We start from the raw sequence: 17891 nt of genomic DNA, 5'->3' as shown, positions 1-17891 counted from the left end.
ACAAAGGCATTCGGATTCGTCGACGCGCCGATCTTACAATATTGACCTTCGACTTCTCCATATTCGTTAACGATAGCGTAATGTATCACTTAAAATCTCCTTGGACCGATAAAGAATTATTCAACAATCCTAAACCGATTCCGCCTGCTACCGTATTTCTTGTTTCAATTTTATATGTTTTTGTACCAGCTCCGATACTTTCCACATAGTTTAAACTCACGGGGTATTTTCCTTCGACAGAGATATTGGAAAACGTCCGCAGAACTGTCGAGCCGCGTAGAAGCCTTACAGCATAGCCGTTACCGGAGCCTGTAAACTGTCCTGTATAATGGACTTTTACTACCCCAGTCCTGTCCGTCGATATTGTAACAGATATAACTTCATACCAGACACTCTGTGTCTGATTTATTCCCGGTTGCTCACCGGGCGCCGTCGCTATTTCAATATCCATCGTGGCGTTATTGTGAAGGTCGTCTCTCCCAACATCGCCCGTGCTCGCTGCGATCAGAGGTGTTGTCCATCCGCTTTTATTGCCCGAGTGATCCACGGCTCTAATTCGTAGTGCCCTAGTTATAGGATTGGTTAAATCTCCTGTCTGGATCTCGATCTCATATCGCGGCTTGAAATCCACGTCGTTCAAGTGTGGGATAATTTCTTTTCCAAGCACTCCTCCGCTCGTCGACGTGTTTAATTCAGCCTCGTAGTAGGCGACATCTGCTTCAGGATGCTTATTCCATGTCCAGAAAAGCTTGCCAAATTTCGCCCCCCCTGTTAGATTATGCGTCCATGTTCCAGGCGCGGTCGAATCCCCTCCGGCGATATATCCCGCGCCGCCGTTGTTGACCGTGACTCCGAGCCCTTTTAATTCCCCGGTCACGTTGAGAGACTCGATCAGAAAATCATAGAGCTGCCCTGGAACTAACCCCTCTATCCTCGCCGTCGTGCCAGTGTACGTACCCACTACCCGGAATAATGTCGTCGCGTCCGAGTGCAGCTTCGTGCTTATCACCGCCCCGCCGTAGTTATCCTCCGGGGCCGTCCATGTTATCGTGGCGAAGGGATGAGCCGTAAATCCCACTATCCCCATCGACATCGTTACGGACACCCCGCTCACGGGATCGGGAATCGACTTGTCATAATCGGGCGGTATGTCGAACGACTCATCGACCGGGAGCGTCCCGCCCTCACTCGTTATCGGAACGTATGTATACGGGCTTGCCGAGTACGGTACGAGACTTACCGTGTTCTCCCCCGCCGGGGTTACGCTCGCCCCCGTTACCTCCCATGACTGGGCGTTCATGCCGAGAGTGGCTATTGTTACCGTCGCAAGGTCGCCCCTCAATATCTCCTGCCCCTCCTGACCTATGCCGAGGGATAGCCGCTTCACTGCAGCCAGTAACCGCTTGCGCTTGTAGTCAAGCCACCTGTCAGCGGTTGCATGTTCATAAATAAAGGGCAGATTGACGGTTGTATCAATACCGTTTGTACTCGATTGTCTTTCTAATTCGTGCAGATATACGTCATTCTCTTTATTATTCTTCCGGTACTTGACCTTGAGGTTCCGCACCTTTTCATTCGGATGGATATGGAATATCTCCGGGCTTCCCGTCAGTATGTTATTCCATCCCGTTTCATCCCCGAGGCCGAGGTTGATACTGCTTACCTTCGCCTGGTCTACCGCTATCCGTATCGTGTCGTCCTTCGATAAAACCATATCCCGGAATCCTAATAACTCCCGGAATACGTCAACAGCCCCCGTCGTATCGGCAATCACCCCCTCGCACAGCATCGATGATATGGCCGATAGCCCCGCCGCTGTATTAAACGAGGCCGTATCCACGTCTATGCCTAATCCCCAGTCGGGATTGCCCAGGAGGCTTTGTATCGCCCTCACGGGATTCGTCTCATCACTCAGCCCGTTCACGTCCGCATATAGGGGGTCAGTCCTTCCCGATACCCCCATTCGCTTCTTAAAGCGTATGAATGCATATCCGGCATAGGGCGATACCTGCGAGCCGTCGTAGAACCGCCATTCGGAGAGCTTGTAATCACTTCCCGTATTAGGTGTTACTGACCATGCGGAGCTTATCGTTATTCTGTTATTCGCGGAGTCATAAGCGGTGACATATCTTATTTGTCCCACACCCGTGCCTGCCGTTATTTCCACCCACCAGTACCTGTACCAGCTATCCGGACGTTTATCCGCTGTCTCAAGGGTTAGCGTAGTCGAAGTAGCCGCAGCCACATCTCCGTTTATCTCGTCGAGCGCCTGGTCATTCCTGTAGACCGTAAATACTTCCTGAAACGGATTATCGTTCAGCCCTATCCCCTCTCCGATTATATAGTCATACTCTCGGCTGGCCTCGTCTGCCTTCACATATAGCAATGGAACCTTTATCGCCCTGCCAAAGATGATAGGTACGGGCTTGCCGAGGTCGTTAGCGATAACCACGTCCTCGAACCCCGCGTCGGCGATCTTCTCCGCCTCGACTAACTCGTTGAGCGACCGTTTCGGAAAGTCCTGAGTGAGTGTTATCGCATCGACATCCTCTATATTGAGCGTTACCCTGTGAGATAGCGTCCAGTCAACGACCTGCCCCTTGAACTCCTTGTATGCCGTACCTTCGGCATTGACAAAGAACATGCGGATATACATGCCTTGCATATCCCTTGCGTTAAAATACCCGTCGGTGTTGTCAAGGACTAGCGTAGTGCGTCGAAACCCGGATATGCCGAACCGGGAATCTAATTCAACTTCCTCAAGCCGGGGTACTTCCAGTATCCGCCTTTCAAAGAACGTACCCGCCGGGAACGCCCCCGAAGGCATTGCACCGTCATTAACCTCCACGTAGACGGTTGGAAACCCGTGCGTAACCGCCGCCTCGAGATGTTCAAAAGACCATCGTGCGGAGAATAGATCGTCCGCCGCCAGCTCGCCTGTATCAGCCGAAGTCCCGGCAATGGCTTTCAGCACCTTCTTTGCCAACGCCCCTGCGTTCGCAGCCGCGCCCGCGATTGCCTGTATGCGGTTAACAAAACTCGCCAGTGAGCCTGAATTTACGGATACGCCGGTTAGAGCTTTCACCACCGAGATACGCGTGCTTAACACACCGGAGTTTGTGGAAGCGCCTGAAACTGACTTCGGTACAGCAGTAAATTCCGCGGGTCTGACGGCAATCGTATACGCTACCCAGCGCGCAGTTCCGCCACCGGAAAAATCAAATGCGTCGGGGTTATTGCTTGGTTGATTTAGCTCTCTGCGACAGGATGCTATTTGCGTGCTTGAGGTATCGAATCCCGTATGGGTAAACACGCCGTGAGTAAAATTTGCAGGATAAGAGTCCACACCGGTAACGTTCGAGTCGGACGCGCCGAAAAACGCCAGCCACAGCGTATCCTCGGCGCCCCAGAACGGGCTAACATTTGGCGGATTGGCGGTGAGCTCTTCCGTATTCGCGTCAGTCGCTACATCGCCGTTAACTCCGAGACCGATCGTACCGTGCCAGTTCGAAACGCGATAAAGGTGCACAGAGGCTTCTTCGGCGCTTGATGTGGCGAAGTTGACGTTTGTGCCGCCTTCACTGCCGTCAGCCGCTCTTAGGAACACCCCGGCACGGAACGATGTTCCATTAGAGGCAAGCTGATCATCCAGCAATACCCAGCCGGAAGGCGTGCTGATCGTAGCGCTCCCGTCAACACAAATAAAGGCTATTAAGAGCTCCCCCGCATTAACGGGGGAGGGCATAGTCACGTTATGTGTTGTTGAATCGCTCGTAAACGCATGTTGTGTAAATGATTCTACGACAGGAAAAGCCACTTATCACCCTCCCGCGTTAAGCGTCCATTCGAACGAAAATTCAATCCCCGTGCTCGTATCCACAGATATCGCCGAGAACACTATCCTGTCGAACAATGTCCCGGAACTGGATGCGGAGAACAGCCCCCACTCGACGATACTGAACGATGACCCATACGTCAGTGTCGCGACTGTTTTGTAAATATTCGCGCTGGCCCCCTCCGCTTGTGTCCCGGCAACTCTAGTGCCGACCTCCGTGCCCAGAGCCGTATTGGACGTGCCCGCGGCCGTGCTGCTCGTCCCGCTCGCGTGGTATTTCAGGTTCGCTACCGCGGCACCGCCCACCCCTTGAAATGCGTCTATTACATAGTTCACGCCGGCGCTGGTGACCACATCGACCGAGATGAGGCCCAAGTCAAGGACCGCATCCGCGGATTTTACCCTTGCGGATACTATTCCCGCCGGCCTGCTGCGGCTGCTTCGGCTTTCTCTGTTGACCCGCTCGAACCCGCGGTAAAGATATGGGAGATTATCCACCCTCCATTCTGTCTCCGGGTTATCCTTTACCCGCTTGCCGTCATGAAGCACATCGAACGCGCTCTGGAATAATTCGAGGCGTTCACCTTTCATCACGCGCTCGAGTGCCGATATTTGCCTGGCTGTCGGCATTTTTACTTTCTGCATTACTTTCCCTCCGGTCTCTTGATCTTTACTATTCTTATCCCGATTGAACCGCTGTTGCCCGCATCCACAATACACCTCTCCCGTAACCGCAGAAACCTGTCCTGATTTTATTTCAGGACGGCCCGCAGTCACTCATCGCTTTGATTTTTAATCCGTGATCCTCTCTCCCCTACACCACCACCTCGAACAGCACCGTCCCGAAATCGGCCGTCCCCACCGCCGGCGCGCTCACCGTCGCCCGCAGCTCCCCGGACTTCCTCACGAGATACGCCTGCCACGTCTCCCCCAGGTTGAAGTCGAGAAAAAGCGTACCGGTCCCGTCCCTCAGCATGTCGGCGATCTCCCCCACAGACGCCCCCTTTATGTTCTGCATCGCCCCTGTCTTGAGCGCGAACGATATCACCATCGGCTGCATCACCCCGAGCCTGATCTTCTCCGCTCCTCCGCCCGGGAACCTGTTCTCGACTATGTATGATTCAGGGAGCGCCGCGTCGAACGGGTACTCGACCGTCGTCTCCGCGTCGAGCTCGACGACGGGCGAAGGCGCGCAGAACGTGCCGATCCGGAAATAATCAGTCCCATCGACCGGAGCCTGCGCCGGGATTAGAATGCCGAGATAACGCTTCCCCGACATCGTAATATCATCCGTCCTCCGGTAAATCCCGTGCATCGGGTCCTTCTCCACGGTCAGTGCCGGAGTCACGTCCGCCCACCCCGTCGAGCCGTCAGCCGACTCCTGGTATTTGAACGAGCCGAAGTTCACCCAGTCGAGATAACACGTAACGTCCGTCTGCGCCGCTCCGAGGTCGATCACTACCCTCTGGTCCGCCGCAACCGTCGTCGACCGCCACGCCCTCTGCGGGCTCGTCCGGTCCACGATATTCTCCTTCGGGAAGCTCGCCGCCTCCGTCGTCGCCGTGAGCACCGTCACCGGCATAAATGTCCTTGCCATTCTCCTGTTCGCCATTTCATGTCCTTTATACTTTCAATTCCCTCTCCCTCTATAGGAGGGGAGAGGGGCAGGGGTGAGGGTGTACCTCATAATAATCTGTCACCCTGAATTTATTTCAGGGTCTCTTCCTTTTCCGTCATTCCCGAATGCCTTAATCGGGAATCTAAAAATCTTGTCATGCTGAATTCATTTCAGCATCTCGTATCTTAAATCCGTAGGAGCGGCTTTCCTGAAACAAGCTTGTGCTGAACTTGATTCAGTATTCAGGACAGGCCAGCCGCGACATGCACCGAACCAACATACCTCGTCATTTCGAGTCTTGTCCGAGAAATCTTTTTGCCTTTTCTGTAATCCCCTCCTTTCGTAAAGGAGGGTCAGGGTGGATTTAATACCCGTCATTCCCAACCCCGATCGGGCTTGCCGCGGCGTCGCCCTGACGGGCCGGGGATCTCATCTTTTGTCCTGCCTTACTTTTGTAGGAGCGGCTTCCAGCCGCGATACCACTAAGACCTTCCCCCGAGACAGGGGGAAGGTTTGGATGGGGGTGTCACATTTCACTCATACATCCAACAAATCCCGTTCGCCCTGCATGTCCGGCGAAGTCTCGACGAAGCCGGAAGCCCGTCGAAGGGTCTATGAACGGGTCCTTATTCCCGTCATTCCCGACCCTGTCCTGAACTTGTTTCAGGATCCGATCGGGAATCTCGTCTTTGTCCTTTCTTTATTTCCCTCCTTAGAAAAAGAACGGATGCGAACGAGCGAGCATCCGGACGCCATACCAACAAAGACGACTGAGGAAATTAACTTCCGGCTGATCGTAGCCTAAGCCAAAATAGGACAGGGAGGATTTATCAGTTTCTGTCTTTGCGAGGGAGCGCAGTATGCGACCGCGGCAATCTCATCTTTCCTTTTTTGTCCCCTCCTTTCGTAAAGGAGGGTAAGGGTGGATTTGTCTTAAATCTCCCTATTACATAAGGCAAGGGTCAAGAGGGATGATCATCCTGCATCCTGCTTGTCCCGGTGTAGCCTCTTGGCGAAGCCGGACATCCTGCACCCCCCTTGGGAAGGCGAAGCCGAAGGCGCAGCCCCCTCCCCTCTTGTCCCCCCGACTCGTCCGGCGAAGCTCGGTGAGCGGAGCTGAAAACCGTGACGGAGGGGATCATGCAATCCTCCTCGCAGCCGCCTCCTGAAGCTCCTTCCTCACCCTCCCCTGCCTTATGCTCCTCACCATCACGTTCTCTATCTCCCCCGCAAGGGACGCGATCGACGCCTGCGACCCGCCGTTCACGTTCACGTTTATGTCCACGTTCATCTCCGTCACATGGTTCTGAGGCTCGCCCGTCTCGGGCCCTGTCATATTCACGGGTATCCCCGGTATGAACCCTCCCCCGGGCCTCGTCCCGGCGAAGAAGCCCTCCCGGATAATTCCGCCCCGTCCGTCCCCCTCCCCCGCTATCCTGCCGGCGAGCCCGCTTATTCCAGCGCCGGCTATTTGGTGAAGTATCGATTCCTGTATGCCGGCGATGTCCCTCTTCGTTATCACCGCTTCAAGCCCGTGGAGCACGGCGAGCGTCCCCCTGCCGAAGTCCCTGAACCCCTCCGACCCGTGCTGGAATCCGGCAAGAGCCCCGAGCTTCTTCGCTATCTCCGAGAGGTAGCCCGTCTGGCTCACAGTCTCCTCGCCCATCCCCTTCAGCACCGTCAGGCTCTCGTCGGCGAGCCCGGCGATCACGCCTAACCCCTCCGTCTCCGTCGCAAAGCCGAACTCGCTCACTTCACCTAACTGCGCGAACCTTTCTTCTAAAATCCTCATGTACTCGGTCCTTATGAACTCGAAGAGCTCCGTCAGCTCCTGGGAAGCGTGGAAAGTATTGTCGGCCGTCGACTGCCCTATATTGGCGAGCCTCTCCTGCGCGGCCTCGATCTTCGCGTCTATGCTCTTTAACGTAGCCTCGTTCTCGGCCGTGAGCCTTTCTATCTCGGCCGATATCTCCTCGACGCTCCTCCCCCTTCCCTCGGTGAATTCCGCAAGGTTTTCCAACCCCCCGGTCACCCGGTCGAATATCGCGACGAACTCGGGCGAGTTCACGCCGAACGCGTCCCCCGCCGTATCGAACAGCGTCTTGAACGCCTCCTCCAGCCTCCCCGCTATATCGAGCTGCTTCTCCGGGTCCGTAGTGGACGCGAGCTGCGCCTGCAGAGTGGCGATGTTCGTCTTGAGCGCGCTCACCTGCTCCACCCCCGTGAGCACGCTCTCCGGGCTGAACAGTATCGAATCGAGCGTCTGCCTTATCGACTCCGTGAGCTGCGCGAAGTCCTCCGCTATCCTCAGCTCCTCGTTGAGCGCGTCTATCCTCTCCTGAAATACCTCGTTTATCTTGTCCTTCTCTTTATTCAGGTTGTCTATCCGCTTCTCTATCCTCGCCCTCTGCGCCTCTTCAGCCTTCTGCCGCGCCTCCTGCGCCCTCTGGAACGCCGCCTGCTCCTCGGCGAGCTTCGCGTTCGCTATGCCGAGCAGCTCGTCGAGGAACATCTCCTGCTCGCCTAACGACAGGTTGCCTACGTTCGTCGTATAGAAATCGACCAGCTTCGCCTGCGCCTCGTCGAGGAACGGGATGATGTTCACGGCCGAGCCGCCGAGACTCACTATGGTCGAGTTGAGCTGGCTTATCTTCCCTATGAGCCCCGTTATGGAGTTGATAATGTCCGATATGCCCTGGACTATCGCGTTCCTGAGATCGGCATACATCTGCACGGTCTCTGCGTCCAGCTCCGCATTCTGGATCAGTTCGCCGAGTTTCTCGGTCAGCTCTCCTATCGATGGCACGGCATCGAACCCGAGCTTACTCGAAAGGCTGTTAATGCTCTGTATCGTCTGCCCTATCGCGTCATTAACATTGCCGCTAACGATGTTAAACGCATCGACGAAGGCATTTATATCGGCTAACAGCTCCTGCCCCACCTTCGCCCTCGCCTCTCTCGATCCCGCGTTCTTAAACTCCTCGAACCTCTCGTCGAGGAACGCCTCCGCTGCCTCGGGCAGCACCCCGAGCGATTCGAACATGGTTTGAAGGAACCCGTCCACCGCAAAAAGGAACTTCGCCTGTATCTCCCCGTTTATGAGCTGATTGAATTTCTCGCCTATCTTCTTGCCCTTTGCGTCGAACTCGAAGAGCCTCTCCCCGGCTACCTCCGTCTCCGTATCGAGCGGGGTGTTCAGGAGTTCTTCCGTGAGCGTGTCCGCGAGGTCCGTGGGCAGTTTGTTAATTATGTCGAGCAGGTTATTCACTGCGTCCTGTATTGCATCGGCGAGCACGTCTTTTATCCCCTCGTCCCCTCCGAGCCCGAGGCCCGCCTTCCGCTTGACGGATATGTCTATGATCTCGTCCTTGAGGAAGTCGTCGTCGAGCAGCTCGCTTACTAACGCGGCCCTCCTTCCCGCTTCTGTCTTTACCGAGTCGAAATCGATGTCCAATCTGGGTGTCTTCTTAAGGAAGGGCGCGATTATTGTGAAAGCCAGCGCGGCTGCGGCTAACACGGCTCCTACTATGGTAATAGCACCCGCAACGCCACCTATACCGGCGAGGAAACCGCCTGTTTCGGGAACTACCGTAGATATTCCACCGAGTGCCCCGCCCGCTGCGCTGACATCGAGTACAGAAGTAGCTCCTACAGCCGCTCCAGTTCCTACCGAGCTTATCCCTCCGAGTCCGCTGCCAATGGCGACAGTACCTGTGCCCAGTGACGTTGCCCCACCTGCTATGGCTGTACTTCCGGCGGCTCCGCTTCCCCCTCCGAATATCCCGGCAAGATCAGCACCTATGCCCGCCGCCTGTTTCCCAAACCCGAGCACATCAGTGGCGCTCGCCCCCTTCGTATCTACTCCGAACACCCCGGCAATACTTATCACCAACTGTCTTGTTGCTATTGCAGAGACGAGATCCAGGAACGATCTGAGAATCGCCTCAAACGCTTGCTTTGCGAGGTCTTTCAAATCATCGAACTTTCCAGTAATGACGTTGAAGAACAATTCACTAAAGTTCTGTGACATCTGCGAGAGTGTACTGGCAAAAAAGTCAGCCATAAGCTCACTGTTGCTCTCCACACTCTCCACAAAATCAATAAAGCCCTGCTTTATCCCCTCGAAGAACCCTCCGGAATTTTCAACCTTCTCGAGAGTATCGCTATATGCTTCCACGCTGTCGCTTGCGTTATCAAAGGTAGTGCTACCATCACCCACCGCTTGATTCACCTGTTCTTGAGCTAGAGCTACATCTTCATTCCTCTTGGCTAAGTCTTGTAAATTCGGATCGAGATTTGTTATCCTCTCGGCTTCATTCTTTAATTGATTCGCTGTTCCTTTCGTGGATTCTGCAAATTCACTCTGTGCCCCCGCACCAGCAACCAACCCCTCACCCGCCATCGCAATTGCACCATCGAGAATCTTAAAACTCCCTCCATATTCTGATACGACTTTTTCTCCTATCTCCAATTCAGCATGATAGTCCTTGATAATACCCTTCTGCTCTTCCAGCTTATTTTGCAGGCCTTCAGGAATAATTTCATTAAATTCTATTTTCTTATTTGGTATTACCGATTCATCCGGTAGTTGTAACATCATTTCTAATGCTTTCTGTAACTCAAACTGTTGCTGCTGAATTTCGCTAATTTTCTCTTGGACTCTATTATTTATCTCATCGATATCTTGTTGATCAAACAGTATCTGGATATCTTCGGGTTTGGTTTCTAAAATTGCCTCGAATGGTAGAACAACGCCGTCATTATCTAACGCGAACTGAACTATCTCATCTACTTGTACCTCAATGGGGTTTTGCTTGAAATATTCGATTTTCCGTGTTACATGATCGTTAAGCTTTTTTAGTGATGAATCAAATTTATTTTCAAAATCTAAGTCAAGCTTAGATTGATCGACTCTCTTCATCACATCTTGACGTTCTAAAGTATCATGTATCGAATTAATAACACCATCTATTGCCATATCTAAGACCTTCTCAGTCGCATACTCAAACAATAGATAAAGTGCAGCTGTTGCAACTACACCTATAGCTACCGGATTACCCGTTCCCCCTACACTAGCAGTTGCTATTAGAAGATTGCTCTGTAATTTTTGCAACATTTTCTCAAATTCACTGTAATCCTTTTTATCGAATTCAATACCAATTACTATTGTCGGACGAGTAGCCATTGTAGTTAGATAAGCTAACGAATCAATACATAATCCATAGAATCGTTAACCATATTCTCCTTTTTTCAGTTTAGATTTCAAAAGGTCACTGCATGATTGAAAACAAGTTTTGATTCGATCTGATTATTCATTTAAGCATTAAGCTAGATTTTATTTCATGAATGGATATAATATTAATATGTCGAGACTATGCCCTATCTGCAATTATATAGGAAAGGGGAAAAACGATACACTTAGTGATTTCTTTACCGCAAATATCTATGGAGCAGCTCTGTCTATAGCGATAGGATTGGGATTTGTCGTTAGAGAGTCGATTCTAGATCTAAAGGGAGCTCTGCACCATGTTGTTGGATACTTTTTTATAATGTTCGGGGTGTTCAATCTTCTAAATTACTTCTCCAATGGCAAAACCTGCCCAAAATGCGGCCATAAAGAAATGCTCCCTCTCGATAACCCCGAAGCAATCATTTTAATCAAAAAATATGACCTTAAAGTTGGCGAAAATCCTTCTCCAATTACTCAAACCGAATCGAGCACAAATTCACTAGAAACCCCCAAGCTTTAATCCCAATATTGCAATTTGTAAATTTTCTTCCCCACAATCTTTCATTTTGTTGACTAAACACCATACTCAATCAACAAAATGCAACTCTCGCCCTCACAATTCTTCATTTTGTTGATTTCGTCTTTTGAATAATTCCACTCCCAAATTCCTCAATTTGTTGATTTTGCCCCTTCGAATCCTTCATTTTGCAATCTTTTCTCTTCCTTAATCAACAAGATGCATATTCCAATCACCAAATTCAACATTTTGTTGATTTTCCGTCATTTCGACCGCAGGGAGAAATCTATCTCTTCTTTCAATTCCCTCCACCTGTCCTGAACCGTGTCCCGGACTCCGATCCGGGATCTAATTAGGATCTAAAAGGAGGGTTTGGGAGGATTTAGGCTTTTTCTGTCATTCCTGACTCTGATCGGGAATCCATACCTTATATATATGTTTTCCCTCACGCCGCCAGTCTATACTCCTCCCCTCCCCCCGCGGCAGCCACATCAAAAACTGACGTTGCGCCAAAACCTGCCGTCCCTACTGAGCTTAAGCCGCTTGCGGCAAATCCCCCTAGTCCGGCCCCCGAAGCAATTGCTCCTCCGCCTGCACCCGCCACTGCTGCTCCGGCTCCGGCAGCAGCGCTTCCGGTGCCGAAGAAGCTTCCGGCATCTTCAAAGATACCAAACACCTGCTTGGCAAAATCAAGCCCCTGGGACGCGCTGGACTCCTTCCCAAAACCGAATACACCCGCAATGCTTATAACTATCTGCTTTGTGACTATGGCCGCAACCAGATCGAGAAACGCACGGAGAATAGCCTCGAAAGCCTGCTTCGCCAAGTCTGCCAGGTCTTTGAATTTCCCTGTCAGGACGTTAAAGAACAGATCGCTAAAGCTCTGGGACATCTGCGAGAGCGTATCGGCAAAAAAGTCAGCCATAAGCTCGCTGTTGCTCTCTACATTCTCCACAAAATCAATGAACCCCTGCTTTATCCCCTCAAAGAACCCACCGGAGGTTTGCACCTGATCGAGTGTATCCCCAAACTCCTCCGCACTCGCGCCCGCACTGTCAAACGCTACAGTTCCGTCATCAAGAGACTGATTTACCTGGTCCTGAGTTACGCCGAATACTTTGTTCAAATCATTTACATCGCCAAGGCTAATGCCGTATGTGTTAAACTTCCCCTTAACCTGCTCTACCTGTCCGCTTGCGGTCTCCATCTTGTCAGTCAATTCATCTGTCTGTCCGGCCAGTGGGTCTATACCCTTTTCCCTCAAGCTAACCACACTCGTCAATACGCCATTAGTCGCATCAGACATAACATCTTGACCACCAGCAAACTTGAGCGATGCTTCACCCGCCATCGCAAGAGCACCATTAAGAAGAGAGAGATTACTGCTCTGTTGATTTATTACGTCGTTACTCTTTCTCAATTCCTCAATCTCTTTATTAAATTGCTCCAACTCCTTTGGGTCTGTGATTATTCTGGGGTTTGTAATGTCCGGGAGTTTGATTGGTCCCTTTTCTTGAATAGTTTGGGCTTGCTCTTCGATATTATTCTTTATATCTTCTGTCGCTTTTTTACTAAACTCCGATTGCTTGTCCGCGATATTCTTATTAATCTCTATTTGTTCTGCTGCATTCTTCCTGATTAGCTCGAGGGTCTCTTGATTCTGTCTACGTTTAAAATTTTCCAGTTCCTCAATTTGTCTTTTCTGTTCTTCTAATATCTTAGGATCTATAGGTTCAAGAATTAACTTCTGCTGCGGACCAGGAGTAGGCCCCAATTCTTGAGGTAGGTTCTCTAAGTTTTTCAAAGCATCGTTTGCGTGATTAATTCCTTGTTTCAGTTCTTCTGCGTTTTTGTTTGCGTTTTGAAACAGTGGTATCACATGGTTGTTGAAAACATCCTCAGCAACTTTGCCATATTGATCCAATTTCCCGGTAATAAGCAAATATCCTGCACCCAAGAGAGCAGTTAATACAATTAACTCGGGGAGTGTAATTGTTGCAAGTCCCCCAGCAATGAATGATAATTCGGTTAAGATAGCTTGGAATAATGCCGTTGCACCAATAGTAGTTACTATTTCTTTTCCGTACCCCCTTAAAACATCAACAAATTTCTTGCTTTTATCGATAAGTGGAATAATCGCGTCTTTAGTTTCGTTAAAAACCCTATTAGTTGTTCCGATTGGATCATTCAAAAATTTCAATATAGCAATAATTGTTTTAAAACCAGATATTACTTCCTTAATGACTTGAAATATCGTAATCAATACAATTGCAAGTCTTAGAACGAAGCTATCAAAAATTCTGTCAATAATTGACTTCGATTCTTGAACATCTTCTTGTAAATTTTTGACTTCCTCTCCTGCATCCCGAGTAGATTGATTAATAGAGTTCCCAAATGTGGATCCATTCTTCATTAATGTTTCCAGACTTCGTCCGAATTCCACAGAATCATCATTCAAATTATTAAAGGTACTTTCTAACTCTAAAAACGAGCCACTTAAGGTTAATTTATTTCCATTTATAAGTTTTAGACTCCGGCTAAATTCAGATGCATTTCTATTAAGCATCATAAATGTAGAATCTAGTTCCGAAAAAGACTTATTTAAGGTTTCCGCGACCTTGACACCTTGGTCCTCAAAATCCCGCAGACCCTCATCGTTAAGGGTTATCTGTAATTCTAATTTGCTGAGTTCTGCCATTTTGTTACCTCATATTTACAACTTTATTGATATAACTTGTTTCCCAGACTAGATTTTCTCACTACAATATGATATAGTTTTGTCATGCAAAAGTTATGTACATCGTGCTATTACACAGGAAAAGGAAAATTAAATAAGAAGCTATTTGGACTTATTATTTTTAACGTTGCGCTGGCAGCGCTGTGTTTCTCATTAAGTTCCACATTTTACTTGATTCTTGGTATCATATTTACGATATTTGCATTTGGTAGTTTTCTAAGATTGTTTCAAGATGGTCAAAAATGTCCTGTCTGTAATAACGAATCTCTAATCCCCTTAGACTCCCATAAGGCTCAAGTTTTGATCAAAGAACACAACCTCACAATTCCCGAAGCAGCCCAACAACAAACCTCCAGTCCCAAAACTTCTCAATAATCAGCCCATCATTTTTCCAAGTCGAAATCCACAATTTGTAAATTCAATTCCACGTTTCGTGTATTTACTCCATCATTGATTCACAATTTGTGTATTTCCTACCCTTAAAATCCACATTTTGTGTATTCCAATCCACATTCTGTGGATTTGCCTCATAGTCGCTACATATTTTGTGAATTCTCTTCCTTTCGGTCCACAATTTGTGCATTCCAGCCCTGGTAATCCACATTTTGTGGATTACCCCCACTCCAAATCCACAATTTGTGTATTCCAGTCCACATTTTGTGGATTTTCTTGCGGCGCAATGATCCTCTTCACAATTCCAGCCAATTTAACTAGATTCCGAATTCTTTATTCTATATACTACTCATGTGCGAGTTTTATGTACTCAGTGCAAAAAAATTTATAAGCTTCCGGCTAGTTCCTTATTCCCGACTAAGCTTTTAATTGCAATAATTCTATTTTCTATTTCCATTGTATTATTACGTGATCAGGTTCTGTACTCCTTCAACATCTTCTTTACAATTATCGCCTTATTTGCTTTAATAGAGGCGGTTATACTTGGACAGAATATTTACAAAAATCAGTGGAACTGCACAAAATGTAATAGCAAGAAAACACTTATTGCGCTTGATAAACCTGAGGCGATTGAATTTATCAAAATGCATGGCTTATCAATTCCCGAAGAATTTCCGGAAGAAGACAAATTCCCCTGGGAAACCAAATCCTGACCAATTTCAACAACCCCACCATCCCGGAAGAAGCTTCCCAACTATCCACTACCCCAAAAATCTCTCAATAACCAACCCATCCTTTCCCAGTCCACATTTTGTAAATTCAATTCCATATTTCGTGGATTTACCCTATCCCCGCATCACAATTTGTGAATTTTCTCCCATATCAATCCACGTTTTGTGTACTTACCGGCTCTCAATTCACATTTTGTGGATTTCCCCCTTTCCGAATTCACTTTTTGTGTATTAGCTGGCTCTCAAATCCACGTTTTGTGTATTTTGCTTTCTCCCAGTACACATATTGGATCAACCCTCTCCCAATTCACATTTTGTTGATTCAATTCCACTTTTTGTGGATTATCACCCTTGTTAAATCACAAATTGTGTATTTCTCCTTTCAAATTTCTCATTTTGTGGATTTATCTCCTATATATAGGGTATCCCTCACCCCGCCAGCACCCTACCGCATTGCTTAACTGAGTAAGAATCCGATAGATCTTGCTAAACTGGATATTTCCACATGAATTATTATAATAATTACATGCTCAAAATTTGCACAGAATGTCACTATATAGGTTACGGTAAAAACAAGATTACAGGCTTCGCATTTGGCGGATACCCCGGAATTGTTGGTCAAGCTAAAAAATTCCCACCGGAGCAATTGGACAATGTCTGTCCCATATGTGAAAAGAAAAGCTTGATCCCCACCGACTCTCCAAGAGGCAAATTGTTAATCAAAGAACTCGATTTCAAAGTTGATGAAGAGTAATCATCTAATGACGCCCGATGAGAAAATTATGCACTCAATGTTTTCACGCCTGCGAGATAGAAGATAAAAATAGCTCAAGTACTTTTCTTGTATCGATGGGCATTTTTGTCGGAATTGTTACTTTGATATTTTGGGTTAGCTCACCCGCGACTGGTATTTTTTTTCTAATTTTCAGCACTGCCATGTTGGTCTTATATTACTATTCCAAAAAGTTTACGAGAAAAGATAAATCCACTACTTGCCCTAAATGCCTCAATGACACGATGCTGCCAATTAACCATGACCTTGCTCAAAGGATTATCAAAGACAACCACCTTAATGTAGAAGAAATAATCAGAGAAGACATAGCTATTAAAGAGGAAAAGGCCAGGTATCCTTGGCAAACATCCTGAACATAAATATTATCATGTATGTAAGCACACCGCCTTGATTTCTTCCCACCATTTAATACAATTTGTCTCTCATGAATAAACTGACGCTCGTTCTCATCATAATGCTTTTTCTAACGGCACCGGCCTTCGCCGAACCCGCCCCCTACGATAACGTCTGCAAGTACAGGGACATCCTGGAATGCACATACGTCGGCAAAAAAGCTTATCTGAAATCGGACAAGAATAAGACCGTCCTGGGCAAGATCGTCGCGGTAACGTGGAAAGATATAGGCGATCCCGTCGAAATCAACCCGACCCTCTCCTCCACCCTGAGCGGTTATTTCTACGTTATCGCCCCGTCCTCCAAAAAATCCGAACAGATCGTCATCAGCGTCAACCGCATCGCCGTCATCCAATAGCCCTCCGCAACCTGCTTCAATCCATCATGTCTTTGCGAGGTTCCGAAGGAACCGCGGCAATCTCATCCTTTTTCAGTCATCCTGAACTTGTTTCAGGATCTCATTCTTCCATTCCCCCAACATTACAGAATTTGTGCATCATTAATTTCCCTCTTTCCAGCGTGGGAGAGAGACAGGGTGAAGGGGTACTTTAATTTCTCAAATTCTGAGAAGTCTTTTTGATAAAACACACTATGTGTGTTTCATCAAGGAAAAGAAGGATAACAATAACGCTTTTCACCATTCTTTGTCCTTTATGCAATCAAAAGCGTCACAGGCTCCATCTCCTCCCATCTGTTATCCTTATCCCGATGAAAAAGCTCTGCACGTGCTGCCTCTACATCGGCTTCGAGGACCGCACCTCCCACGGCAGCGTCAAGACGGAGTCCGCCCTCTGGATGATCGCCTTCGTCCTCGCCTTCGCAGGCGTCTTCGAGCAAGACCTCTGGCTGCCGGCCACCATCGTCTTCGCGGTCGCCTTCTTCTACACTCTCACCCTCTTCAGAATCAAATTCTGCGTCTGCCCCCGCTGCGGTCGTGACGCCATGATCCCCCTCGATTCCCCCAAGGCAGACGAGATCATCGGGGAGAACCACCTTCCGGTCCCGCTCGGGCTCGCCGACCCCGCCCGCACGTTCTGGGGCTTCACGCTGCGCGACGTGCTCCTCATACTCACATCCATCCTCGTCGCCATAATCCTCTACAACGAATTCACCTAACCGTTTTCCGTCATTGCGAGCGAAGCGCGGCAATCTAGTCTTTTGCTTTATCCGTTGATTTCCCCCTTGGAAAAAGGGGGAGTAAGGGGGATTTATATTTATTGTCATTCCCGACTCGATCGGGAATCTCACCATTGTCTTTACACACTCAACAAACAGGCATCGAAATTCCGATTGACTATGCGCCTCCAAACATCTATAATATTATTTAGTTGGAGGTGATCATTATGAGTGAGAGTGACACTCCACCGGACAAGTTGGTGGAAAATTTGTGATGTCCGAAAGCGCCGAATCGATAACCGTATTCAGCGCGATTAATAGCTAAAATAGCTACTGCCGAAAAGAAGCATACAAACCAGAGGGAGTCGGTTCGGCTCCCTTTTTTATTCCCTACTTTAATATGTCACCCTTGTATCTTAAAAACAGATAAGGAATACGTCTAAAATATAAAAGACCATATTACGGGGGCGGAGAGATACTCGTGTCATCCTAAGGTTTTAAAACCGGGAGTTCAGATTAGTACCTTCG

At 48.7% G+C, this 17891-nt stretch carries 9 protein-coding genes; 4 read left to right on the top strand and 5 right to left on the bottom strand.

Annotation, left to right across the window (positions count from 1 at the left end; all coding sequences use genetic code 11):
• Positions 1-85 precede the first annotated feature (85 nt).
• The 4 genes from AB1598_13925 to AB1598_13910 form a co-directional block, all read right to left on the bottom strand.
• Positions 86-3655, bottom strand: coding sequence for a fibronectin type III domain-containing protein (locus AB1598_13925; protein ID MEW6146105.1), 3570 nt, complete (start codon positions 3653-3655; stop codon positions 86-88).
• Between the two features lie 165 nt (positions 3656-3820).
• Positions 3821-4480, bottom strand: coding sequence for a hypothetical protein (locus tag AB1598_13920; GenBank protein ID MEW6146104.1), 660 nt, complete (start codon positions 4478-4480; stop codon positions 3821-3823).
• A gap of 169 nt (positions 4481-4649) precedes the next feature.
• Positions 4650-5432, bottom strand: coding sequence for a hypothetical protein (locus tag AB1598_13915; GenBank protein MEW6146103.1), 783 nt, complete (start codon positions 5430-5432; stop codon positions 4650-4652).
• A 1159-nt stretch (positions 5433-6591) separates the two neighbouring features.
• Entirely contained in the window at positions 6592-9672 is a 3081-nt protein-coding gene (locus AB1598_13910) for a hypothetical protein (protein ID MEW6146102.1), read from the bottom strand.
• 1144 nt (positions 9673-10816) lie between these two features.
• On the opposite strand from AB1598_13910, the gene AB1598_13905 reads away from it, so the two are divergent.
• On the top strand, positions 10817-11203 hold the full coding sequence (locus AB1598_13905; GenBank protein ID MEW6146101.1) for a hypothetical protein: 387 nt from the start codon (positions 10817-10819) through the stop codon (positions 11201-11203).
• A gap of 442 nt (positions 11204-11645) precedes the next feature.
• Here the strand turns inward: AB1598_13905 and AB1598_13900 are convergent, their stop codons facing one another.
• Entirely contained in the window at positions 11646-13898 is a 2253-nt protein-coding gene (locus tag AB1598_13900; protein ID MEW6146100.1) for a hypothetical protein, read from the bottom strand.
• Between the two features lie 1668 nt (positions 13899-15566).
• Between AB1598_13900 and AB1598_13895 the strand changes: the two genes are divergently transcribed.
• The 3 genes from AB1598_13895 to AB1598_13885 all read left to right on the top strand — a co-directional run bounded on the left by AB1598_13895 (position 15567) and on the right by AB1598_13885 (position 17363).
• Positions 15567-15815, top strand: a complete 249-nt coding sequence (locus AB1598_13895) for a hypothetical protein (protein ID MEW6146099.1) — start codon at positions 15567-15569, stop codon at positions 15813-15815.
• A gap of 463 nt (positions 15816-16278) precedes the next feature.
• A complete protein-coding gene (locus tag AB1598_13890) occupies positions 16279-16605 on the top strand; it encodes a hypothetical protein (GenBank protein MEW6146098.1) in 327 nt (108 codons plus the stop codon).
• A gap of 218 nt (positions 16606-16823) precedes the next feature.
• Positions 16824-17363, top strand: coding sequence for a hypothetical protein (locus tag AB1598_13885; GenBank protein MEW6146097.1), 540 nt, complete (start codon positions 16824-16826; stop codon positions 17361-17363).
• Positions 17364-17891: the final 528 nt, after the last annotated feature.

It is taken from the genome of Thermodesulfobacteriota bacterium, assembly GCA_040754335.1.
GTDB lineage: Bacteria > Desulfobacterota_D > UBA1144 > Nemesobacterales > UBA2774 > 2-12-FULL-53-21.
Note: the sequence above shows the minus strand (reverse complement) of the source record. Positions and strands in the feature narration are given on the sequence as shown.

Coding starts and splice junctions, on each gene's coding strand:
- AB1598_13920 (MEW6146104.1), bottom strand. CDS start 4,480: ATGCAGAAAGTAAAAATGCCGACAGCCAGGCAAATATCGGCACTCGAG.
- AB1598_13915 (MEW6146103.1), bottom strand. CDS start 5,432: ATGGCAAGGACATTTATGCCGGTGACGGTGCTCACGGCGACGACGGAG.
- AB1598_13905 (MEW6146101.1), top strand. CDS start 10,817: ATGTCGAGACTATGCCCTATCTGCAATTATATAGGAAAGGGGAAAAAC.
- AB1598_13900 (MEW6146100.1), bottom strand. CDS start 13,898: ATGGCAGAACTCAGCAAATTAGAATTACAGATAACCCTTAACGATGAG.
- AB1598_13895 (MEW6146099.1), top strand. CDS start 15,567: ATGAATTATTATAATAATTACATGCTCAAAATTTGCACAGAATGTCAC.
- AB1598_13890 (MEW6146098.1), top strand. CDS start 16,279: ATGAATAAACTGACGCTCGTTCTCATCATAATGCTTTTTCTAACGGCA.